18 protein-coding genes are annotated in these 22,168 nt (G+C 60.8%); 9 read left to right on the forward strand and 9 right to left on the reverse strand.

All coding sequences use genetic code 11. From position 1 onward, the window contains the following. Positions 1–28 precede the first annotated feature (28 nt). Positions 29–724, forward strand: coding sequence for an HAD-IA family hydrolase (locus HU724_RS09510; RefSeq protein ID WP_186565802.1), 696 nt, complete (start codon positions 29–31; stop codon positions 722–724). Positions 725–786: 62 nt separating this feature from the next. Here the strand turns inward: HU724_RS09510 and HU724_RS09515 are convergent, their stop codons facing one another. Continuing rightward, positions 787–1,533, reverse strand: coding sequence for a 3-oxoacyl-ACP reductase family protein (locus HU724_RS09515; protein ID WP_073473945.1), 747 nt, complete (start codon positions 1,531–1,533; stop codon positions 787–789). Positions 1,534–1,658: 125 nt separating this feature from the next. Here HU724_RS09515 and HU724_RS09520 point away from each other — a divergent pair, with 125 nt between their 5' ends. Beyond that, a complete protein-coding gene (locus HU724_RS09520; RefSeq protein WP_186565800.1) occupies positions 1,659–2,582 on the forward strand; it encodes a LysR family transcriptional regulator in 924 nt (307 codons plus the stop codon). A gap of 120 nt (positions 2,583–2,702) precedes the next feature. Here HU724_RS09520 and HU724_RS09525 read toward each other — a convergent pair whose 3' ends face one another. The 3 genes from HU724_RS09525 to HU724_RS09535 all read right to left on the reverse strand — a co-directional run bounded on the left by HU724_RS09525 (position 2,703) and on the right by HU724_RS09535 (position 6,339). Continuing rightward, on the reverse strand, positions 2,703–3,431 hold the full coding sequence (locus tag HU724_RS09525) for an aspartate/glutamate racemase family protein (protein WP_186565798.1): 729 nt from the start codon (positions 3,429–3,431) through the stop codon (positions 2,703–2,705). A 54-nt stretch (positions 3,432–3,485) separates the two neighbouring features. Continuing rightward, positions 3,486–5,024 carry an NCS1 family nucleobase:cation symporter-1 gene (locus HU724_RS09530; RefSeq protein ID WP_186565796.1) on the reverse strand — a complete coding sequence of 513 codons (1,539 nt, stop codon included), beginning with the start codon at positions 5,022–5,024 and terminating at the stop codon, positions 3,486–3,488. 574 nt (positions 5,025–5,598) lie between these two features. Further along, complete coding sequence (locus tag HU724_RS09535) at positions 5,599–6,339, reverse strand: phosphoadenylyl-sulfate reductase (RefSeq protein ID WP_073473953.1); 741 nt, start codon at positions 6,337–6,339, stop codon at positions 5,599–5,601. A gap of 164 nt (positions 6,340–6,503) precedes the next feature. Between HU724_RS09535 and thrH the strand changes: the two genes are divergently transcribed. After that, complete coding sequence (gene thrH, locus HU724_RS09540) at positions 6,504–7,121, forward strand: bifunctional phosphoserine phosphatase/homoserine phosphotransferase ThrH (protein ID WP_186565794.1); 618 nt, start codon at positions 6,504–6,506, stop codon at positions 7,119–7,121. A gap of 179 nt (positions 7,122–7,300) precedes the next feature. On the opposite strand, the gene pabB is transcribed toward thrH, so the two are convergent. From pabB to rloA, 4 genes are all read right to left on the reverse strand, one after another. Further along, the gene (gene pabB / locus HU724_RS09545) at positions 7,301–8,644 is read right to left on the reverse strand and encodes an aminodeoxychorismate synthase component I (RefSeq protein ID WP_186565792.1); all 1,344 of its coding nucleotides are present in this window, start codon (positions 8,642–8,644) and stop codon (positions 7,301–7,303) included. 305 nt (positions 8,645–8,949) lie between these two features. Next, a complete protein-coding gene (locus HU724_RS09550; RefSeq protein WP_016773817.1) occupies positions 8,950–9,936 on the reverse strand; it encodes an alpha-L-glutamate ligase-like protein in 987 nt (328 codons plus the stop codon). Further along, positions 9,936–11,471: an osmotic stress tolerance membrane protein RloB gene (rloB, locus tag HU724_RS09555; RefSeq protein ID WP_024012295.1), complete on the reverse strand. Its 1,536-nt coding sequence runs from the start codon at positions 11,469–11,471 to the stop codon at positions 9,936–9,938. Before rloB ends, HU724_RS09550 begins: the two co-directional genes overlap by 1 nt. A 5-nt stretch (positions 11,472–11,476) precedes the next feature. Next, positions 11,477–12,013 (reverse strand): retropepsin-like aspartic peptidase RloA, encoded by a 537-nt coding sequence (rloA, locus tag HU724_RS09560; RefSeq protein ID WP_016773819.1) that lies wholly within the window; start codon positions 12,011–12,013, stop codon positions 11,477–11,479. Positions 12,014–12,426: 413 nt separating this feature from the next. On the opposite strand from rloA, the gene HU724_RS09565 reads away from it, so the two are divergent. The 6 genes from HU724_RS09565 (at position 12,427) to prpD (ending at position 21,112) form a co-directional block, all read left to right on the forward strand. Next, on the forward strand, positions 12,427–13,149 hold the full coding sequence (locus tag HU724_RS09565; RefSeq protein ID WP_177180867.1) for a GntR family transcriptional regulator: 723 nt from the start codon (positions 12,427–12,429) through the stop codon (positions 13,147–13,149). Next, positions 13,146–14,039, forward strand: coding sequence for a methylisocitrate lyase (gene prpB / locus HU724_RS09570; protein ID WP_024012298.1), 894 nt, complete (start codon positions 13,146–13,148; stop codon positions 14,037–14,039). Before HU724_RS09565 ends, prpB begins: the two co-directional genes overlap by 4 nt. A 132-nt stretch (positions 14,040–14,171) precedes the next feature. Then, positions 14,172–15,299 (forward strand): bifunctional 2-methylcitrate synthase/citrate synthase, encoded by a 1,128-nt coding sequence (prpC, locus tag HU724_RS09575; protein WP_130900793.1) that lies wholly within the window; start codon positions 14,172–14,174, stop codon positions 15,297–15,299. Between the two features lie 198 nt (positions 15,300–15,497). Further along, positions 15,498–18,092, forward strand: coding sequence for a Fe/S-dependent 2-methylisocitrate dehydratase AcnD (gene acnD / locus HU724_RS09580; RefSeq protein ID WP_186565789.1), 2,595 nt, complete (start codon positions 15,498–15,500; stop codon positions 18,090–18,092). A gap of 52 nt (positions 18,093–18,144) precedes the next feature. Next, positions 18,145–19,335 (forward strand): 2-methylaconitate cis-trans isomerase PrpF, encoded by a 1,191-nt coding sequence (gene prpF, locus HU724_RS09585; protein WP_186565787.1) that lies wholly within the window; start codon positions 18,145–18,147, stop codon positions 19,333–19,335. 292 nt (positions 19,336–19,627) lie between these two features. Further along, positions 19,628–21,112 carry a 2-methylcitrate dehydratase gene (gene prpD / locus HU724_RS09590; RefSeq protein ID WP_186565785.1) on the forward strand — a complete coding sequence of 495 codons (1,485 nt, stop codon included), beginning with the start codon at positions 19,628–19,630 and terminating at the stop codon, positions 21,110–21,112. A gap of 111 nt (positions 21,113–21,223) precedes the next feature. On the opposite strand, the gene ppsR is transcribed toward prpD, so the two are convergent. Further along, on the reverse strand, positions 21,224–22,042 hold the full coding sequence (ppsR, locus tag HU724_RS09595; RefSeq protein WP_016773826.1) for a posphoenolpyruvate synthetase regulatory kinase/phosphorylase PpsR: 819 nt from the start codon (positions 22,040–22,042) through the stop codon (positions 21,224–21,226). Between the last annotated feature and the right edge of the window lie 126 nt (positions 22,043–22,168).

Here is a 22,168-nt window from a genome sequence, read left to right on the forward strand (position 1 = left end):
CGGGATGTCTTTGTTAACGGATCCGATGATGAATGCACCGCTGAAGACGTTCGGCCCGATCAAGGCCGTGATTTTCGATATGGACGGTTTGCTGCTCGACACCGAGGGCATTTACACCGAGGTCACCTCGCTGATTGCCGGGCGCTACGGGAAAACCTTCGACTGGAGCGTCAAGCAGAACATCATTGGTCGCGGTGCCAATGATCTGGCCAACTACGTGGTGCAGGCGCTGGAGTTACCGATCACTCCGGAAGAATTTCTGCAGATCCGCGAGCCGCTGATGCGCGAGCGTTTCCCCATAGCGCAGGCGATGCCGGGGGCCGAAGCGCTGGTGCGTCACCTCAAGGCGCACAACATCCCGATCGCGGTGGGCACCAGTTCGTCGCGCCAGTCGTTCGGGCAGAAAACCACTTTGCATCGCGACTGGTTTGCGCTGTTCGATTTCATCGTCACGGCGGACGATCCGGAAGTCGGCGCGGCCAAACCGGCGCCGGATATTTTCCTCACCGCTGCCAGGCGTTTGGGCGTCGCGCCCGGGGATTGTCTGGTGTTCGAGGATTCGCCCTTCGGCGTCACCGCCGCGAAAGCGGCAGGCATGACCGCAATCGCCATCCCCGACGCGGCGATGGCCGATGAGAAATATGCTCACGCTGACGGCATTATTCGTTCGCTGAAAGCATTTATGCCCAGCGCCTTTGGCTTGCCGACGCTGGAGCTGGCTTGACCGTTCACGCGAAAACGCCGCCCTTGCTATAAAGAAGGGCGGCGTTTTTTCTTGCCGGTCTGTCAGGCGCCGAAACCACCGTCGATGGTCAGGCTGGCACCGGTGATGTAACCGGCTTCCGGCCCGGCCAGGTAGGCGACGAAGCTGGCGATTTCTTCGGCGGTGCCGTAACGACCGACGGCCATCAGCGGGATCAGGCTGTCGGCGAATTCGCCGTGGGCCGGGTTCATGTCGGTGTCGACCGGGCCAGGTTGCACGTTGTTGATGGTGATGCCCCGTGGGCCGAGATCGCGGGCCAGGCCTTTGGTCAGGCCGACCAGTGCCGATTTGCTCATCGCGTACACGCCGCCACCGCCGAAGGGCATGCGGTCGGCGTTGGTGCTGCCGATGTTGATGATCCGCGAGCCTTCGCCCATGTGTTTCGCCGCTTCCTGCGAAGCAATGAACACGCTGCGCACGTTGATGGCCAAAGTCTGATCGAAGTCTTCCAGTTTGAAATCTTCCAGCGGCGCGATGGCCAGTACGCCGGCGTTGTTGACCAGAATGTCCAGCCGGCCAAACGCTTCGACGGTGGCGCTGACGGCGTGGCGAATCGCGCTGGCATCGGCGCTGTCAGCCTTGATCGCCAAGGCTTTGCCGCCGTTGCCGGTGATGCTGTTCTGCAGTTCTTCGGCTTTGGCGGCGGAGCTGACGTAAGTGAAAGCGACGGCGGCGCCTTCAGCGGCCAGGCGTTTGACGATGGCTGCGCCGATGCCGCGCGAACCGCCTTGAATCAGAGCGACTTTGCCGCTGAGGTGTTGAGTGGTCATGTTCGATCTCCAAGTGTTCAAGGCGGAATGCCTTGGTGTTGGTGCCGAGTATCGGCGTGGCATCGACAACCGGGTAGACCATGATTGCTATAGTCTGTGTAAACCAGAAGTTTATAGTGGCGACCATGGAAACATTCAGCAGTATCGAATGCTTTGTGCGCAGCGCCGAAGTCGGCAGCTTTGCCGAAGCCGCGCGACGCTTGAGCCTGACCCCGGCGGCGGTCGGCAAGAGCGTGGCGAAACTGGAGGCGCGGCTTGGCGTGCGGCTGTTCCAGCGTAGTACACGCAGCCTGACCCTGACCGAAGCGGGGCAGCTGTTTTTGAGTGAAGTCAGCGCCAGCCTGACCACCATCCAGAATGCCGTGGCCAATCTGGCCAGTGCCGGCGGGCAACCGGCTGGCACGCTGAAAGTCAGCATGGGTACGGTGTTCGGCCGTCTGTATATCGTGCCGCTGCTCGGTGAGTTTCTGCAGCGTTATCCAGCGATCAACCCGGACTGGCATTTCGATAACCGTCAGGTCGACCTGATCGGGCAGGGCTTCGACGCGGCGATTGGTGGCGGCTTTGAACTGCCACAAGGCGTGGTTGCGCGCAAGCTGACGCCGGCACATCGAGTGTTGGTGGCATCGGAGGACTATCTGCAAAAACATGCGCCGATCAGCCACCCCGATGACCTCAGGCAACACGACGGCATTCTGATTCGCTCACCGCAGACCGGGCGCGTGCGTTCCTGGCAACTGACTCACCGCGATCAGCAACACAGTCCGCTGACGTTGCGGGCGCGGATGACCATGAGTGATTCCGAGGCTGCCTGTGCAACGGCGATGCAAGGTTTGGGCATTGCGCTGGTGAGCATGCCGTTTGCGGTCGCGTATCTCCAGGCAGGGACGTTGCAGCGGGTGCTGCCGGACTGGTTTGTCGATGACGGCAACATTTCGATTTATTACGCCGAGCACAAATTATTGCCGGGGAAGACCCGGGCGTTTGTGGATTTCGTGATTGAACAGTTTGCTGAGCAGGGACTGGGGCGGCGGTTTAGTGCCATCTAAGTAAGGCTTGGGACCGAGTCGTTTGCATTCGCGAGCAGGCTCGCTCCCACAGGGAGACGCGGTGCAAATGTAGGAGCGAGCCTGCTCGCGAAAAGGGCAACTCGGTTTCGAATGGATAACTCAGCGAGCAAACCGCCCCGGCCAGCCAACAATATTCTTCGGCCGTGGCGTCGCATAAGTGCGCACCTTCGACGTCGATAACTTCAAGCGCACCAGCGATTCGGCAATTGTCACCGCCGCTGTCACGCCATCCACCACCGGCACGCCGGTGCGCCGACGGATCTGTTCATCCAGCCCGGCCATGCCGCCGCAGCCCAGGCAAATCACCTCGGCCTTGTCCTGGGTCACCGCCAGTTCGGCCTGCTGCACGATCGCTTCCAGTGCGCGCTGCGGTTCGTGTTCCAGCTCCAGAACCGCCAGACCGCTGGCGCGCACCGAGGCACAGCGATCCCACAGGCCGGACAATTTCAGCCGATCCTCGATCAGCGGCACGGTGCGATCCAGCGTGGTCACCACCGAGTAGGCATGGCCGAGAAACATCGCGGTGCTGGCCGCCGCATCGGTGATGTCCACCACCGGCACGTTGAGCAATTCCTGCAAGCCTTCGCGGCCATGTTCGCCGTAGCCGGCCTGAATCACGGCGTCGAAGGGTTGGTCGTAAGCCATCACCCGATCCATAACGGCGATGGCGGCCAGGTAACTTTCGAAATTGCCTTCAATCGATTCGGCGCCGAAGTACGGGGTCAGGCCGACGATTTCGGTACCGGGTGAAGCGACGGCCTGCGCCGAGCGGGCGATGGCGTCGGTGATGGATTCGGTGGTGTTGACGTTGACCACGAGAATACGCATGGAAAATCCTTATTGCGGGCAGTGGTGCGGCCCGAAAACCGGGCCGCGAAGGGATCAGTGGCTGACGTTATCCACAGCGATGCATTCGCCGCTGACTTCGGCGTAATGCGTCTGGCGTTTGGCGATGATCAGGTAAAGCATGCCGGCGATACCGGCACCGATCAGCCAGGAGAACGGCGAAACACTGTGGAAACCAGGTACCAGGGCCAGGACGATGGCGATCAGCGCTGCAGGAATAAACGCCGCCACCGCGCGGAAATTGATGCCACGGCTGTAGTAATAAGCGCCGTTGGGATCTTCGCTGTAGAGCTGCGGCACGTTGATCCGGCCTTTGCGGATCAGCCAGTAGTCGACCATGATCACCCCGTACAGCGGGCCGAGCAGGGCGCCGAGGCCCGACAGGAAATACACGATCACCAGCGGGCTGTTGTAGAGGTTCCACGGCAGAATCAGTACAGCGATGGTCGCGCTGATCAACCCGGCGCGGCGGAAGGTCAGGTACTTCGGCGCCAGGTTGCTGAGGACGAACGCCGGGGCGACGAAGTTGGCCATGATGTTCACCGCGACGGTGACGATCAGAAAAGCCAGGCAGCCGAGCACCAGAAAGAATGTGTTGGGGATCGAGGCGATGATTTCGGTCGGGCTTTCGATGATCCGCCCGTTGATCTGGAACTGCGCGCCACAGAGCAGCACGGTAATCGCGGCGAATACCAGAATATTCACCGGCAAACCCCAGAAATTTCCCACCTTGATGGTTTTGCGGCACGGCGAAGAACGGGCGAAATCGCAGAAGTTGAGGATCAGCGTGCCGTAGATCGCCAGCCACAACGCGCCGCCGGCGAAGATGTTGCGCCACATCTCGCCACCGGTCAGCGGCTCGCGGATCGACCAGGCAATGGTCGCGTTGGCCTGGAAGTACATCCACCCGGCGAGGGCAGCAACGGTCAGCAGAATCACCGGCCCGGCAAACGCCTCGTAACGGCGCACCATCTCCATGCCGTAGGCGAGGATCGCCAGTTGCACCAGCCAGATGGCAACGAAGCACACCCAGCCCAGAGTCGACAGGCCGAGAATCGAGTTGTGATCGTATTCGGCAAAGCCCGGATGCACGGCGGTCAGCAGGACGCGGAATACCACCGAGGCGAGGTACGTCTGAATACCGAACCAGGCGATGGCGATCACCGCCCTGATCAATGCAGGAATTTGCGCACCGTGAATGCCGAAACTGATCCGGCTGATCACCGGAAAAGGCACCCCGGTTTTCTGCCCCATGTACCCGGACAGGTTCATGAGGAAGTACACCAGCGCCGCGCCAATCCCCAGCGACAACAGAATCTGCCAGCCGCCCAGGCCCAACGCATACAGGCCGATGGCGAACGAGTAGTTGGCGATGTTGTGCACATCATTCGTCCACAGGGCGAAGATGCTGTACTGGCCCCAGCGTCGCCCTTCGGCTTTGGTCGGCGCCAGATCGCTGTTGTGCAGGCGCGGGCTTAGTTGCAGCGGCTCGCTCAGCCCGTCATCGGGCAGCGGTTGATCGAGCGTGGAGGAGGGCAGATTCAGCGCGATGTTATTCGAAAGACTTGTACGCATTCCGGCAGGCTCCTGACGTTCGCCACCGCGATGACTGTGCATGAGCGCTCAGGCTCGACAAATCTTCGTCGCGGCGGTGAAAACATCACTGGTTACGGGGCATCTGCAGCCTGTACGGGATAGGGCGCTTCAGGCTTGCGGATCGAAAGTGTGCATGTTTTGCAGTTTTGTATACAAAACATGTATGCGATAAAGCCAGATTTGTGCCAGTTGCCAATCTATATGCGGCAGGGCTCATTTCGAATAGTTATCAATGCGGCATAAGTGGCTGAAAAACAGGCGATATAAATTGATCGATTGGACAGGAATTTTTTTCAGGGGAGGGAATTTGCAGAGGGGCAAGCAGATGGGGATTCTGCTGGGGAGTGTAACTTTTTAGGGCGGCAGAACTGAAAGTGCACACATAAATGGCACCGATGGTGACAACCTTGTGTACACCTTTTGAGTGCCTGGCACATATCAATGTGGGAGCGAGCCTGCTCGCGAAAGCGGCGGATCAGGCAACTGAAACGTTGACTGGAACTGCGCTTTCGCGAGCAGGCTCGCTCCCACAGGTCTTTCTATAAATGGGGGATCAAACCTTGCTCTTGCTGATGATATTCCCGGCATGCAGTCCGCATTCTTTCTGCGTGGCTTCTTCCCACCACCAGCGGCCTTCGCGCTCGTGCTGGTTCGGCAGCACCGGGCGGGTGCAGGGTTCGCAGCCGATGCTGATGAAACCGCGCTCGTGCAGGCTGTTGTACGGCAGTTCGAGCATGCGGATGTAGCCCCAGATCTCCTCGCTGGTCATCTGCGCCAGCGGGTTGAACTTGTACAGGGTGCGTTCCGGTGTCGAGAAGGCTGTGTCGATTTCCAGCACCGCCACAGCGCTGCGGGTGCCCGGGCTCTGGTCGCGGCGCTGGCCGGTGGCCCAGGCTTTGACGTCGGACAGCTTGCGCCGCAGCGGCTCGATCTTGCGGATGCCGCAGCATTCGCCGTGGCCATCTTTATAGAAGCTGAACAGGCCTTTTTCCTTCACGAACGGCTCGAGTTTCGTGTAGTCCGGCGAGACAATTTCAATATCGATCTGGTAATGCTCGCGCACCTGCTCGATGAAGCGGTAGGTCTCCGGATGCAGGCGGCCGGTGTCGAGGCTGAACACTTTGACGTTCTTGTTCAGCTTCCACGCCATGTCCACCAGCACCACGTCCTCGGCGCCGCTGAAAGATATCCACAAGTCATCGCCGAACTCGGCGAAGGCGAGCTTGAGGATGTCCTGGGCGGATTTGTTGGCATAGGTCGTGGCGAGTTCCACGACGTCGAACGTTGGGCTCATCAGGGCGGCTTCCTACAGGTCAATGGCGCTCGGGCGCTCTATAGGGGGCCGATGGTAACAAAAAGCTGCCGCGCCCGGGGCGTCCTCTGCGTTGCGCGCCTCGGGTGCAAACGCTAGAGTTCGGCCTCGCTCGACTCAATAATCACTACAAACGGGAGTGTCTTGTGGAAATTGCTTGCCTGGATCTTGAAGGGGTACTGGTACCGGAAATCTGGATCGCCTTCGCCGAAAAAACCGGAATCGACTCCCTCAAGGCCACCACCCGGGACATTCCCGATTACGACGTATTGATGAAGCAGCGTTTGCGCATCCTCGATGAGCACGGCCTCAAGCTCTCGGACATTCAGGAAGTCATCGCCACACTGAAACCGCTGGATGGCGCGGTGGAGTTCGTCAACTGGCTGCGCGAGCGCTTTCAGGTGGTGATTCTCTCGGACACTTTTTATGAATTCTCGCAGCCGCTGATGCGCCAGCTGGGCTTCCCGACCTTGCTCTGCCATCGCTTGATCACTGACGAAAACGGTCGGGTGACGGGCTATCAACTGCGCCAGAAAGATCCCAAGCGTCAGTCGGTGCTGGCGTTCAAGAGCCTGTACTACCGGGTAATCGCGGCGGGGGATTCATACAACGACACGACCATGCTCGGCGAGGCGGACGCAGGGATTCTGTTCCATGCGCCGGACAACGTGATTCGCGAGTTTCCGCAGTTTCCGGCGGTGCATACCTTTGAAGAGCTGAAACAGGAATTTCTCAAGGCCTCTAATAGAGAGTTGAGTTTGTAGTCTGGAAGGACGTCTTCGCGAGCAGGCTCGCTCCCACATGATGATCGTTCCCACGCTCCGCGTGGGAATGCCTCAACGGACGCTCCGCGTTCGGCTTTGGATGGGACGCGGAGCGTCCCGGGCTGCATTCCCACGCAGGAGCGTGGGAACGATCGGTGTGGGAGGCTGCTCGCGATGCTTCAGAGGTTTTGCAGGGTATCGAGCAGGATCCGCACTTTGGTCATCGACTCCTGATACTCCGCCTGCCAGTCCGAATCGGCGACGATCCCGCCGCCGCCCCAGCAGCACACCTGACCATCCTTGACCAGCAGACTGCGAATGGCGATGGAGCTGTCCATCTCGCCGCGCACGTCCAGATACAGCAACGAGCCGCAATACAGACCGCGCCGGGTCGGCTCCAGCTCGTCGATGATCTGCATCGCCCGAATCTTTGGTGCGCCGGTGATCGAGCCGCCGGGGAAGCTGCCAGCGATCAGGTCCAGCGCATCACGATCCGCCGCCAGTTCACCGGTCACGCTGCTGACCAGGTGATGCACGTTCGGATAGCTCTCCAGACTGAACAACTCCGGCACCCGCACCGAGCCGATGCGGCAGGTGCGCCCGAGATCGTTGCGCAGCAGGTCGACGATCATCAGGTTTTCCGCGCGATCCTTGGGGCTGGCCAGCAGTTCGGCGGCGTTGGCCGCGTCCTCGGCTGGGGTGACGCCACGGGGGCGAGTGCCCTTGATCGGACGGGTTTCGACTTGGCGCTGGCTGACTCTGACGAAACGTTCCGGTGACAGGCTCAGCACTGCGCCGCCGTCGGGCAGGCTCTGGAACCCGGAGAACGGCGTCGGGCAGGCCTGACGCAAAGCGCAGTAAGCCAGCCACGGATCGCCCTCGCATTCAGCACGAAAGCGTTGCGCGAAGTTGACCTGATAGCAGTCGCCAGCCTGGATGTAGTCCTGAATGCGTACGAACGCCTGATGGTAATCGTCGGCCGAGAGGTCAGCGGCCATCGCGGCGTTCAGTTTGAATGGCGCCAGCGCGTCAACTTGAGGCTGAGTGAACAGCGCGACCAGTCGCTGCCGTTCACTGTCGACAAGCGATGGATGAAAGACCAATTGGCTGGTTTGCCCGTGGTGATCACTGATCAGCGCCCAGTCGTACAGGCCAAAACGCGCATCGGGCAGTTGCAGGTCATCCAGTGCCTGACTCGGCAGGTTTTCCAGATGCCGGCCGAAGTCGTAGCTCAAATAGCCGATCAATCCGCCGGCAAACGGCAATCCATACCCGGCAGGCAACTGCGCTTCGCCCAAGCGGCTGAGGTGGTCACGCAGGCGCTGCAGAAAGTGCGCACCGCTTTCCTCCGGCAACACCGCCAGTTGTTCCAGCGGCCAGGCGCTGAGCAAGTCATAACGGCCGCGTTCGGCGCTCGGCCGGCCGCTGTCGAGCAGTACGGCGCCGGGGGCATTGCGGATGGCCGCGAAGTAGTCGGCGGGATTGGCACGGTAGGGCAGTGGGTGTACGGAGCAGGTCAGCATGGGCGGGGCAGATCGGCCGTTGAGGCGGGGTGGGGATTGTAGTCCTCTGCGCTGCCAGATCAAAGTCAAAAGCCTACCCCCTCACCCCAGCCCTCTCCCCCAAGGGGGCGAGGGGGAAAGGGAGCCGATCTTCATGCTTTTGCAAGATCCGAGTTCCGCTCGTTATTTCGGGATAGGGAGCCGATTTTCATGCATTTCAAGGCCTGAGTTCGACCAGGTATTTCAGGTCGGCGTAGCTCTGGCATCCAACACGGTCAGTCCCCTCTCCCTCTGGGAGAGGGCTAGGGTGAGGGGCTTTTCAGCTTTTAGCCCTCAACCGCAGGAATATGCCCAAACATCTCCTGGGTAAACGCCACCCGCTCTTCTACCGATTCCTTAACGCCCCGCGCCTTCAGCTCTTCCAGCCGCGCTTCAACCGCGTGAGTGCGCAAGGTCAGGCCGCAATCGTTGGCGATCTGAATGTTCAGCCCCGGCCGCGCATTCAGTTCGAGAATCAACGGACCCTTTTCCTGATCGAGCACCATGTCCACGCCGATATAACCCAGCCCGCACAGCTCATAGCAGCCGGCGGCGAGTTTCATGAAACCGTCCCAATAGGGCAGTTGCACGCCGTCCACCGCGTTGGTGGTGTCGGGGTGTTTGGTGATGATGTTGTTCAGCCAAGTGCCGCGCAGCGTAAGGCCGGTCGCCAGATCGACGCCAACGCCAATGGCGCCCTGGTGCAGGTTGGCCTTGCCGCCTGACTGACGGGTCGGCAGACGCAACATTGCCATCACCGGGTAACCCATCAGCACGATGATGCGGATGTCCGGCACGCCTTCGTAGCTGATGCTTTTGAAGATCTGGTCCGGGGTTACGCGGTATTCGATCAGCGCGCGGTCGCGGTGGCCGCCCAGCGAGTACAGGCCGGTGAGGATGCTGGAGATGTGATGCTCCAACTCTTCGTGGGCGAGGATCTTGCCCGACACCGTGCGATAACGGCCTTCGAAGCGGTCGGCGATGACGATGATGCCATCGCCACCCGCGCCCTGCGCCGGTTTGATCACGAAGTCGCTGCGCCCGCCGATGATCTCGTCGAGCTTGTCGATTTCCTTCTCGGTGGAGATCACCCCGTACAGCTCCGGCACGTGAATGCCGGCGGCGATGGCGCGTTCCTTGGTGAGGATCTTGTCATCGACGATCGGGTACAGGCTGCGCTTGTTGTACTTGAGCACGTAGTCCGCGTTGCGGCGGTTGATACCCATGATGCCGCGCGCCTCGAGGGCCTTCCAGGTCTTCCAGAAACCGAACATCAGGCGTCAGCCTTCTTCAGGAAGGCCTTGAAACGCACCAGTTCGGTCAGGCGGTAGCCGCGATAGCGACCCATCGCCAGCATGAATCCGACCAGAATCAGCAGGATCGCCGGGAAGGTAAACACGAAGTACACCAGCTCTGGCACGGTCATGATCAGGTGCGCCAGGGAGGCGGCGAACAGCGTGCCGATCGCGACTTTCAGCGCATGGTTGGCGCCGCGTTCTTCCCAGGTGATCGACAGGCGTTCGATGGTCATGGTCAGAATCACCATCGGGAACAGCGCCACCGACAAGCCACGCTCAAGGCCGAGCTTGTGGCTGAACAGACTGATCGCCGCAATCAGCACCACCACGAACGTCAGCACCACCGACAGGCGCGGCAGCATTTGCAGCTTCAGATGTTCGAGATACGAGCGCAGCGACAGGCCCAGCGCGGTGATGACAGTGAACAGCAGAATGCCGAAGCCCAGCTGCGTTTCGCGGAAGGCGAGGGCGATCAGCACCGGGGTGAATGTGCCCAGGGTCTGTAGGCCGACGAGGTTGCGCAGGATCAGGATCACCAATACGCCGATCGGGATCATTACCATGATCATGAAGGTCTGCTGGGTCTGCAGCGGCAGGCCGTACAGCGAGTAATCGAGGAAGTTGGCGTCAGTGTTTTCGTCGGTCAGCTTGGCCAGACGAATCGCGTTCATCTCGCTGTTGTTCAGGCTGAAGGTCACGTTGGCTTTCTTGCCGCCGTCGACGGTGATCAGGTTTTCGTCACCGGTCCACCACAGCAGGCGGTCGGTTGGCAGGCCTTGCTCACCGGTTTCCGGGTTGAAGTACAGCCAGTCGTTGCCGTTGAAGCTGCGCAGCCACAGTTCGGGTGTCTGGGGCTGATCGGCGACGAGGCGGATGGTGTGGACTTTTTCTACCGGAACGTGGGCGATCGACAGCAGCAGTTCGACAATCTTGGCTTTGTGCGAGGTCGACGGATCGCCGGCCAGCAGCAACTTGACGTTGTCGTCGTTGACATTGTTGACGCGCTTGATCGCCTCGCCAATAAAGGTTTCGACGTCGGCCGAGTGTTGGCGGATCGGCGCGAGCAGGGCTTCGGCGGCGATTTTTTCCGGGCCTTCGATGACCATGCTGTCACGGAAGGTCGGGCCTTTGACCTTGGATTTTTCCGCGGTGTAGCGCTTGGTCAGCACCAGACGGTAATACAGCGTCTGGTTGCCCTTGGCGCGACGGGCCGACCAAGTCACCTTGCGGTTGCCGTCGATGCGGTTGACCGCGACGCCGTAGTTATTGGAGATGAAGCTTTCGTTGAGGCTCACATAATCGCGGCTCAGCGGCGGCACGAACATCTGGATCTTCACCGGGTCCTTGGTGCTGGCGACGAACTCGACCTTGGCGTCGATGTTCCACAGGTCGTCGGTGGCGTCTTCGGTCACCGGGATGCCGAGCACGAAAATCTGATAGGCCGTAACCGAAACGCCCAGCAGCACCAGCACGGCGATCAGGATTTTCAGGTGGAAGGTTAGAGAACGCATGGAAATTACTCGGCGGTATGAGCGGCGATGGTGCAGGCAGGTTTGCCGGCAGCGTATTTAAGACTGGGGTCGACCAGCGCGTCGAAGCGTTTCAGCGCCTCGGAGCCGATCAAAAGCGGGTATTGGAACGCACTTCGGTCGGTGAGGTTCACTTCGATGCTGCGCATTGCCGAACCCATGCAGATATCCAGCTCGATCACCGGACGGGCGGTGTACTGCTTGCCTTCTTCCGGATCGTAGTCGCCGGCGCGGCGCTTGATCTTGCTGACGCGAGCCAGCGGCCGTTCGATGGGGTGCGAATGCGCGGTGTCGATCGCCAGGTAGAAACGTACCCAGGATTCACCGTTGCGTTTGAAGCGTTTGATGTCGCGGGCGCTCAGCGAGGCGGTTTTCGCCCCGGTATCGAGTTTGGCCGCGACTTCGAGATTGATGCCGTCAAGCGAAGCGTATTCGTTGAGGCCGTACACGGTTTTTTCCCCCGCGGCGGCGAGGCCGGGCAGGCAAAACAGAGCAAAAAAGGTGGGGAAAGGCTTGAGTCTCATAAATCCTGGTGCGCAGCGTTCCGTTATCGGTTCAGGTGCCCGCACAACCGTGCGCAAGCCCCCGCGTGTGCCTGGCAGCTTTTTATGGCAAGCCGTACAAAGACCCGCAAATGCGGGCGGCATTCTAGCACGGTGGTTTTATGGCGCCAGCGCTTGCGCCGACCCATAGGCGTTGAGCAATTATCCTTGTGGCAGCCCCTATGGGAGCGAGCTTGCTCGCGAAGGCGGCGTGCCATTCGAAGCCACGTTGACTGACATTCCGCTTTCGCGAGCAAGCTCGCTCCCCTACTGGCTGAGTGCCCCGTAGATTGCGGTTATTAGACGATTGTCGACAATACCTATTTATCCTTTGACTCATCGGGCCAGATTGGCTAGTTTTTGCCGCATTGGATTTAAAGGTGTCGACAATCATGCTGGATCAACTCGATCCCCCGGTCATCAGCGGCGACGATTCCGAGACGCTGTCGGAAAACGTCTTCCGGCGCATTCAGGCGGCTATCGTCAAAGGCGAAATCGCCCCGGGCAGCAAGATCTCCGAACCGGAGCTGGCGCGCACCTATGGCATCAGTCGGGGTCCGCTGCGTGAGGCGATCCATCGTCTGGAAGGCCAGCGCCTGCTGGTGCGCGTGCCGCACGTCGGTGCGCGGGTGGTCTCGCTCAGCCATGCCGAATTGATTGAACTCTATGAAATCCGTGAATCCCTCGAAGGCATGGCCTGCCGCCTCGCCGCCGAGCGCATGAGCGTTGAGGAAATCGACGAACTGCGCCGGGTTCTGGAAACCCACGAGCGCGATGCGGCGTTTCAGGCCGGCGTCGGTTACTACCAGCAGGAAGGCGACTTCGACTTTCATTACCGGATCATCCAGGGCAGCGGCAATCGCACGCTGACGCAGATGCTCTGCGGCGAGCTGTATCAACTGGTGCGCATGTACCGCATCCAGTTTTCCACCACGCCGAACCGCCCGCACCAGGCCTTCGCCGAACACCACCGCATTCTCGATGCCATCGCCGACCGTGACGGCGAGCTCGCGGAATTGTTGATGCGCCGCCACATCGGCGCCTCTAAACGCAACATCGCCCGTCACTACGAGGACGGCGCCCACAACAAGACAGCCACTGAACGAGGTGATGCATGACTTCCAACCTGAACACGCCGGGCCAGCGCTTCCGCGATGCGGTCGCCAGCGAGCATCCTTTGCAAGTGGTCGGCGCGATCAACGCCAACCACGCGCTGCTGGCCAAGCGCGCCGGTTTCAAGGCGATCTACCTGTCCGGCGGCGGCGTGGCCGCAGGCTCGCTTGGCGTGCCGGATCTGGGCATCACCGGGCTGGATGATGTGCTGACCGACGTGCGCCGTATCACCGACGTTTGCGACCTGCCGCTGCTGGTGGATGTCGACACCGGTTTTGGCTCGTCGGCCTTCAACGTGGCGCGTACGGTCAAGTCGATGATCAAGTTCGGCGCGGCGGCGATTCACATTGAGGACCAAGTCGGCGCCAAGCGCTGCGGCCATCGCCCCAATAAAGAAATCGTCAGCCAGCAGGAAATGGTCGATCGTATCAAAGCCGCCGTCGATGCCCGTACCGATGACAGCTTCGTGATCATGGCGCGTACCGACGCACTGGCAGTGGAAGGTCTGGAATCGGCACTCGATCGTGCGGCGGCGTGCATCGAGGCCGGCGCCGACATGATCTTCCCGGAGGCGATTACCGAACTGGACATGTACAAGCTGTTCGCCAACCGTGTGAAAGCACCGATCCTGGCCAACATCACCGAGTTCGGCGCAACGCCGCTGTACACCACCGAACAACTTGCCGGCGCCGACGTCTCGCTGGTGCTGTATCCGCTGTCGGCGTTCCGCGCGATGAACAAGGCAGCGGAAAACGTCTACACCGCGATCCGCCGCGATGGCACGCAACAGAATGTCATCGACACCATGCAGACTCGCATGGAGCTCTACGATCGTATCGATTACCACACGTTCGAGCAGAAGCTCGATGCGTTGTTTGCACAGAAAAAAGGCTGAACAAAACCCTGTGGGAGCGAGCCTGCTCGCGAATGGGCGCCAACGATAACGCGGTGTCCCTGATGCACTCTTCGCGAGCAGGCTCGCTCCCACAAGTTTCCCCATACAAATTCAAGAAGATTGGAGAACACAATGGCCGAAGCAAAAGTACTCAGTGGCGCCGGGCTCCGTGGCCAGGTTGCCGGGCAAACCGCATTGTCCACCGTGGGCCAGGCCGGTGCCGGGCTGACCTATCGCGGCTACGACGTGCGTGAACTGGCCGCCGACGCGCAATTTGAAGAAGTCGCCTATCTGCTGCTGTACGGCGAACTGCCGACCAAAGCGCAACTGGCCGACTATCAAAGCAAACTGAGCAAGCTGCGCGACCTGCCGCAAGCTTTGAAAGAAGTGCTTGAACGCATTCCCGCCGACGCCCACCCGATGGACGTCATGCGCACCGGTTGCTCATTCCTCGGCAACATCGAACCGGAGAAAGACTTCTCCGAACAGCGCGACAAGACCGACCGTCTGCTCGCCGCGTTCCCGGCGATCATGTGCTACTGGTATCGCTTCAGCCACGACGGCAAGCGCATCGACTGCGTCAGCGACGAGCCAACCATAGGTGGCCACTTCCTGCACTTGCTGCACGGCAAGAAACCGAGTGAACTGCACGTCAAAGTGATGAACGTGTCGCTGATCCTCTACGCCGAACACGAATTCAATGCCTCGACCTTCACCGCACGGGTTTGCGCCTCGACGTTGTCGGATCTGTACTCGTGCGTGACGGCGGCGATCGGTTCGCTGCGCGGCCCGTTGCACGGCGGCGCCAACGAAGCGGCGATGGAAATGATCGAGCGCTTCGGTTCGCCGGAAGAGGCGATCAAAGGCACCCTCGGCATGCTCGAGCGCAAGGACAAGATCATGGGCTTCGGCCACGCGATCTATAAGGACAGCGACCCGCGCAACGAGGTGATCAAGGGCTGGGCGAAAAAACTCGCGGACGAGGTCGGTGACAAAGTGTTGTTCCCAGTCTCGGAAGCCATCGACAAGACCATGTGGGAGCAGAAGAAATTGTTCCCTAATGCCGACTTCTACCATGCCTCGGCGTACCACTTCATGGGCATCCCGACCAAGCTGTTCACGCCGATCTTCGTCTGCTCGCGCCTGACCGGCTGGGCCGCGCACGTGTTCGAACAACGCGCCAACAACCGCATCATCCGCCCAAGCGCCGAATACACCGGCGTCGAACAGCGCAAGTTCGTGCCAATCGAACGTCGCTGAATGGTGAGCTGACCCGGAACCAGAGAGCCCCGCTAGACCCTGTGGGAGCGAGCCTGCTCGCGAAGACGGACTGGCATCCACCAAGGATGTCGACTGATCTACCGCTTTCGCGAGCAGGCTCGCTCCCACAGTGGACGGTGTGCAACTCAGGTGTCTGGCCTCACCCTTTGCAACCACCGTGACCCGAGTCCTGACCCGATGAACACAGAATTCCGCAAGAACCTGCCCGGCACGCCGCTGGATTACTTCGACACCCGCGCGGCGGTCGAGGCGATTGCGCCTGGCAGCTACGACACCCTGCCGTACACCTCCCGCGTGCTGGCGGAAAACCTCGTGCGTCGCTGCGACCCGGCCACGCTCACCGATTCCCTCAAGCAACTGATCGAACGCAAGCGCGATCTGGATTTCCCGTGGTTCCCGGCGCGGGTGGTCTGCCATGACATCCTCGGCCAGACCGCGCTGGTCGACCTTGCCGGCCTGCGTGATGCCATCGCTTTGCAGGGCGGCGACCCGGCGCAGGTCAATCCGGTGGTGCCGACGCAGTTGATCGTCGACCACTCTCTGGCCGTTGAGGCGGGCGGTTTCGATGCCCAGGCCTTCGAGAAGAACCGCGCCATCGAAGATCGCCGCAACGAAGACCGTTTCCACTTCATCAACTGGACCAAAAAGGCCTTTAAGAACGTCGATGTGATCCCGCCGGGCAACGGCATCATGCACCAGATCAACCTGGAGAAAATGTCGCCGGTGATTCAGGTGCGCGAAGGCGTGGCGTTCCCCGACACCTGCGTCGGCACCGACAGCCACACGCCGCACGTCGATGCGCTCGGTGTGATCGCCATCGGCGTTGGCGGCCTCGAAGCCGAGAGCGTGATGCTCGGCCGTGCGTCGTGGATGCGTCTGCCGGAAAGCGTTGGCGTCGAACTGACCGGCAAGCTGCAACCGGGCATCACCGCCACCGACATGGTCCTGGCCCTGACCGAATACCTGCGCAAGCAGAAAGTCGTTGGCGCATGGCTGGAATTCTTCGGTGAAGGGGCGGCAGCGCTGACCCTCGGTGACCGCGCGACCATCTCCAACATGGCCCCGGAATACGGCGCCACGGCGGCGATGTTCTACATCGACCAGCAGACCATCGATTACCTGAAACTGACCGGCCGTGAAGACCAGCAGGTTCAATTGGTCGAGCAATACGCCAAGTTGACCGGGCTTTGGGCTGACAGCCTCAAAGGTGCGCAATACGAGCGCGGCCTGACCTTCGATTTGTCCTCGGTGGTGCGCAACATGGCCGGCCCGAGCAACCCGCACGCCCGCGTTGCGGTGTCCGATCTGGCGGCCAAAGGCATCTCCGGCCAGTGGGATGACGTGCCGGGGCAAATGCCCGACGGCGCGGTGATCATCGCCGCCATCACCAGTTGCACCAACACCAGCAACCCGCGCAACGTCATCGCCGCCGGCCTGTTGGCGCGCAATGCCAACAAGCTCGGCCTGGCCCGCAAGCCGTGGGTCAAATCTTCGCTGGCGCCGGGCTCGAAAACCGTGGCGCTGTACCTCGACGAAGCGGGGTTGACCACTGAGCTGGAACAACTCGGTTTCGGCGTCGTGGCGTTTGCCTGCACCACTTGCAACGGCATGTCCGGCGCCCTCGATCCGCTGATCCAGCAAGAGATCATCGACCGCGATCTGTACGCGACCGCTGTGCTTTCCGGCAACCGCAACTTCGACGGCCGCATTCACCCGTACGCCAAACAGGCATTCCTCGCCTCGCCGCCGCTGGTGGTTGCCTACGCGATCGCCGGGACCATCCGTTTCGATATCGAAAAGGATGTGCTGGGCGTGGTCGATGGTCGGGAAATTCGCCTGAAAGACATCTGGCCGAGCGATGAAGAAATCGATGCGGTGGTGAAGTCTTCGGTCAAGCCTGAGCAGTTCCGTCAGGTCTATATTCCGATGTTCGCCGTGCATGAAGACACCGGGCCGAAAGTCGCGCCGCTGTACGACTGGCGTGAGATGAGCACCTACATCCGCCGTCCGCCGTACTGGGAAGGCGCGCTGGCCGGCGCCCGTCCGCTGAAGGGCATGCGCCCGCTGGCGGTGCTGCCGGACAACATCACCACTGATCACCTGTCGCCATCGAACGCGATCATGCTCGACAGCGCCGCCGGCGAATACCTGGCGAAAATGGGCCTGCCGGAAGAGGACTTCAACTCCTACGCCACCCACCGTGGCGACCACCTGACCGCCCAGCGCGCGACCTTCGCCAACCCGAAACTGTTCAACGAAATGGTCGTGGAAAACGGCAAGGTCAAGCAGGGTTCGCTGGCGCGTGTCGAGCCGGAAGGCCAGGTCATGCGCATGTGGGAAGCCATCGAAACCTACATGCAGCGCAAGCAGCCGCTGATCATCATCGCTGGCGCTGACTACGGTCAGGGGTCGTCCCGCGACTGGGCGGCGAAAGGCGTGCGCCTGGCCGGCGTCGAGGCGATTGCCGCTGAAGGTTTCGAACGCATTCACCGCACCAACCTGGTGGGCATGGGCGTGTTGCCGCTGGAATTCAAACCCGGCACCAACCGCCACACTCTGGCCATCGATGGCAGCGAAACCTACGACGTGATCGGCGAGCGCAAGCCGCGTGCGGATCTGACGCTGGTGATCAATCGCAAGAATGGCGAGCGCGTCGCAGTGCCGGTGACCTGCCGTCTCGATACCGCTGAAGAAGTGTCGATCTACGAGGCCGGCGGCGTGTTGCAGCGCTTTGCTCAGGACTTCCTCGAAGGATCGGCGGTAGCCGTTTAAATCAACGTTTGGGCATGGGATTTCAAGTCCCATGCCTTCGGTAAGGAGCACCATGGCTCACGCACCACAAATCAGAATCCCTGCGACTTACATGCGCGGCGGCACCAGCAAAGGCGTGTTCTTCAGCCTCACCGATCTGCCCGAAGCAGCGCAGGTTCCAGGCCCGGCGCGCGACGCTTTGTTGCTGCGAGTGATCGGCAGCCCCGATGCCTACGACAAGCAGATCGACGGCATGGGCGGCGCGACGTCGAGCACCAGCAAAACCGTAATCCTGTCGAAAAGCACCCGCGCCGATCACGACGTCGATTACCTGTTCGGCCAGGTGTCGATCGACAAGCCGTTCGTCGACTGGAGCGGCAACTGCGGCAATCTCTCGGCGGCGGTCGGTTCGTTCGCCATCAGCAACGGTCTGGTCGACGCCAGCCGCATTCCGCACAACGGTGTGGCGGTGGTGCGCGTGTGGCAGGCCAACATCGGCAAGACCATCATCGCCCACGTGCCGATCACCAACGGCGAAGTGCAGGAAACCGGTGATTTCGAACTCGACGGCGTGACCTTTCCGGCGGCCGAAGTGCAGGTCGAATTCATGGATCCGGCGGCGGAAGAAGAGGGCGGCGGTGGCTCGATGTTCCCCACCGGCAATCTGGTCGATGAACTCGAAGTGCCGGGTGTCGGCACGTTCAAGGCGACCATGATCAACGCCGGGATCCCGACGATATTCGTCAACGCCGAAGACATCGGTTACACCGGCACCGAACTCCAGGGCGCGATCAACGGAGATCCAAAAGCGCTGCTGATGTTCGAGACGATCCGTGCCTACGGTGCGTTGCGCATGGGCCTGATCGCCAATCTGGAAGAAGCCGCCAAGCGGCAGCACACGCCGAAAGTAGCATTCGTCGCCAAGCCTGCGGATTACGTAGCGTCGAGTGGTAAAGCGATTGCCGCTGGTGATGTCGATCTGCTGGTGCGCGCGTTGTCGATGGGCAAGCTGCACCACGCAATGATGGGCACGGCGGCAGTGGCGATCGGCACGGCGGCAGCGATTTCCGGCACGTTGGTCAATCTTGCTGCTGGTGGGATTGAGCGCAATGCGGTGCGTTTCGGCCATCCGTCCGGGACGTTGCGCGTGGGCGCCGAGGCGACGCTGGAGAACGGCGAGTGGGTGGTGAAGAAAGCCATCATGAGCCGCAGTGCGCGGGTGCTCATGGAAGGTTACGTCCGCGTGCCTGCTGACTCGTTCTGACTCGACATTTTACCCTCACCCCAGCCCTCTCCCTGAGGGAGAGGGGGCTGACCGAGGTGTCTTGCGAGGTACATCGACCTGAGAGATCGAGACGATTATGGATTCAGCGATGGACTTTCAGGTCGGTGAACCTCCACGGCATCCCCCAATCGGTCCCCTCTCCCTCGGGAGAGGGCTAGGGTGAGGGGCTACCCTCTGACACAACACAAAGAAACCAGACACCACGAACCATAAACCAGCCAAGCCCCTGAGGAAGACCCAACCACTCATTTCCCCGAACAGGAGAACCACCGTGAGCGCCAACGTCGACCTGAACAACCGCCCCGATTACGACGCAGTCCTGCAGGACATCGCCGACTACGTCCTCACCTTCAAGCCCGAATCCGCCGAGGCGCTGAACACCGCGCGCAACTGCCTGATCGACACGCTGGGCTGCGGTCTGCTGGCCCTGCGTTTCCCCGAATGCACGAAACACCTCGGCCCGATCGTCGAGGGCACGGTTGTACCGTTCGGTGCACGAGTGCCAGGTACCCCTTATCGTCTCGATCCGGTCAAAGCCGCGTGGGATATCGGCTGCATTGTCCGCTGGCTCGACTACAACGACACCTGGCTCGCCGCCGAATGGGGCCATCCATCGGACAACCTCGGCGCCATCCTCGCCGTTGCCGATCACCTGTCGCAAAAACGCGTCGCCAACGGTGAGGCGCCGCTGACGGTCCGCGATGTGCTGGAAGCAATGATCATGGCCCACGAGATTCAAGGCGTGATCGCTCTGGAAAACTCCTTCAACCGGGTAGGACTGGATCACGTCATTCTGGTGAAAGTCGCATCAACTGCCGTCAGCGCCCGACTGATGGGCGCCAATCGCGAGCAGCTGTTGTCGGCACTGTCCCACGCCTTCGCCGACGGTCAGGCACTGCGCACTTATCGGCATGCGCCGAACGCCGGCTCGCGCAAATCCTGGGCGGCGGGGGATGCGGCGAGTCGCGGCGTGCGTCTGGCCGACATCGCCATGCGCGGTGAGATGGGCATTCCCGGTGTGTTGAGCGCGAAGCAGTGGGGGTTCTATGACGTATCGTTCAGCCACACCAACAACGATCTGGCGCTGAAGCCCGAGGACAAACGCGCTTTCAGCTTCTCCCGGCCGTTCGGCAGTTACGTGATGGAAAACGTGCTGTTCAAGATCAGTTTCCCCGCCGAATTCCATGCGCAGACGGCATGCGAGGCGGCGGTGACCTTGCATCCGCTGGTTCGCAATCGCCTGCATGAGATCGACCGCATCGTCATCACCACCCATGAATCGGCGATCCGCATCATTTCCAAGGTCGGCCCGCTGGCCAATGCCGCCGACCGCGACCACTGCCTGCAATACATGACCGCCGTGCCGCTGGCATTCGGCAATCTGGTGGCTGAGCACTACGAAGACGCCTTCCACAAGGCGCATCCGATCATCGACGTGCTGCGCGAAAAAATGGTCATCGTTGAAGAACCGCGCTTCACCCGCGAATACCTTGAGCCTGACAAACGCTCGATTGCCAACGCCGTGCAGGTGTTTTTCAAGGACGGCAGCAGCACCGACAACGTCGTGGTGGAGTACCCGATCGGCCATCGCCGCCGCCGCGCCGAAGGCATTCCGTTGCTGGAAGACAAGTTCAAGGCCAACCTGGCCACGCGGTTTGCCGGCCAGCGTTGCGCTGAGATATTTGCGCTCTGTGAGGATCAGGCGCGGCTGGAAGCCACAGCGGTGAATCGATTCATCGATCTGTTTGTGCTCTGACAGACCGCGTTATCGTTCTTCGCGGGCAGGCTCGCTCCCACAGTCGTTACGATGCAGGTCCACTGTGGGAGCGAGCTTGCTCGCGAAGGCGCCAGATCAGGCAACGCCGGACTACTTGAACCGCCGCTCAACGCCTTTTTCCACGAGAATCTTCGCCGAAATCTCTTCCACCGAGAAATGCGTGGAATTGATGTGCGGAATGTTCTCGCGGCGGAACAGGTTCTCCACTTCGCGCACTTCGAATTCGCACTGGGCGTAGCTCGAATAACGGCTGTTGGGCTTGCGCTCGTTGCGAATCGCAGTGAGGCGGTCGGGGTCGATGGTCAGGCCGAACAGCTTGTGCTGATGGGCGCGCAGGGCCGTCGGCAGGGTCAGGCGTTCCATGTCGTCTTCGGTCAGCGGATAGTTGGCCGCGCGGATGCCGAACTGCATGGCCATATACAGACACGTCGGCGTTTTGCCGCATCGCGACACGCCCACTAGTATCAGATCGGCTTTGTCGTAATAGTGGGTGCGCGCGCCGTCATCGTTGTCGAGGGCGAAGTTCACCGCCTCGATGCGCTCCATGTAATTGGAGTTGTGCCCGATGGAATGGGACTTGCCCACGGTATAGGAAGAATGCTCGGTGAGCTCCTGTTCGAGCGGCGCGAGGAAGGTCGAGAAAATGTCGATCATGAAACCATTGGACGTTGCGAGAATCTCACGAATGTCCTGATTGACGATGGTGTCGAAGATGATCGGGCGAAAGCCGTCGGTTTCAGCGGCTTTGTTGATTTGTTGTACCATGGCCCGCGCTTTTTCCACGCTGTCGATGTAGGGCCGCGTGAATTTGCTGAAGGTAATGTTTTCGAACTGCGCCAACAGGCTTTGACCCAGGGTTTCGGCGGTAATGCCGGTGCCATCGGAGATGAAGAAAGCAGATCGTTTCATTTGCACCTTGGGCCTTAAGCTAGTAACGAATCTTGGATATGATAGGCGCGATTTGCCGGCCGCCATTGGCCCGCATTCTCACTTATTTTCCAGGTCCAGGCCATACAACCGGCCAAGGCTCCCCCG

Origin of the sequence: Pseudomonas iranensis, assembly GCF_014268585.2 — a bacterium.
In the GTDB taxonomy this organism is placed as follows: Bacteria; Pseudomonadota; Gammaproteobacteria; order Pseudomonadales; family Pseudomonadaceae; genus Aquipseudomonas; species Aquipseudomonas iranensis.

What these genes read in the sequence shown, in the direction of transcription:
- HU724_RS09510 (WP_186565802.1), top strand. Translation starts at nt 29, where the DNA reads ATGAATGCACCGCTGAAGACGTTCGGCCCGATCAAGGCCGTGATTTTC.
- HU724_RS09515 (WP_073473945.1), bottom strand. Translation starts at nt 1,533, where the DNA reads ATGACCACTCAACACCTCAGCGGCAAAGTCGCTCTGATTCAAGGCGGT.
- HU724_RS09520 (WP_186565800.1), top strand. Translation starts at nt 1,659, where the DNA reads ATGGAAACATTCAGCAGTATCGAATGCTTTGTGCGCAGCGCCGAAGTC.
- HU724_RS09525 (WP_186565798.1), bottom strand. Translation starts at nt 3,431, where the DNA reads ATGCGTATTCTCGTGGTCAACGTCAACACCACCGAATCCATCACCGAC.
- HU724_RS09530 (WP_186565796.1), bottom strand. Translation starts at nt 5,024, where the DNA reads ATGCGTACAAGTCTTTCGAATAACATCGCGCTGAATCTGCCCTCCTCC.
- HU724_RS09535 (WP_073473953.1), bottom strand. Translation starts at nt 6,339, where the DNA reads ATGAGCCCAACGTTCGACGTCGTGGAACTCGCCACGACCTATGCCAAC.
- pabB (WP_186565792.1), bottom strand. Translation starts at nt 8,644, where the DNA reads ATGCTGACCTGCTCCGTACACCCACTGCCCTACCGTGCCAATCCCGCC.
- HU724_RS09550 (WP_016773817.1), bottom strand. Translation starts at nt 9,936, where the DNA reads ATGTTCGGTTTCTGGAAGACCTGGAAGGCCCTCGAGGCGCGCGGCATC.
- rloB (WP_024012295.1), bottom strand. Translation starts at nt 11,471, where the DNA reads ATGCGTTCTCTAACCTTCCACCTGAAAATCCTGATCGCCGTGCTGGTG.
- rloA (WP_016773819.1), bottom strand. Translation starts at nt 12,013, where the DNA reads ATGAGACTCAAGCCTTTCCCCACCTTTTTTGCTCTGTTTTGCCTGCCC.
- prpB (WP_024012298.1), top strand. Translation starts at nt 13,146, where the DNA reads ATGACTTCCAACCTGAACACGCCGGGCCAGCGCTTCCGCGATGCGGTC.
- prpC (WP_130900793.1), top strand. Translation starts at nt 14,172, where the DNA reads ATGGCCGAAGCAAAAGTACTCAGTGGCGCCGGGCTCCGTGGCCAGGTT.
- acnD (WP_186565789.1), top strand. Translation starts at nt 15,498, where the DNA reads ATGAACACAGAATTCCGCAAGAACCTGCCCGGCACGCCGCTGGATTAC.
- prpF (WP_186565787.1), top strand. Translation starts at nt 18,145, where the DNA reads ATGGCTCACGCACCACAAATCAGAATCCCTGCGACTTACATGCGCGGC.
- ppsR (WP_016773826.1), bottom strand. Translation starts at nt 22,042, where the DNA reads ATGAAACGATCTGCTTTCTTCATCTCCGATGGCACCGGCATTACCGCC.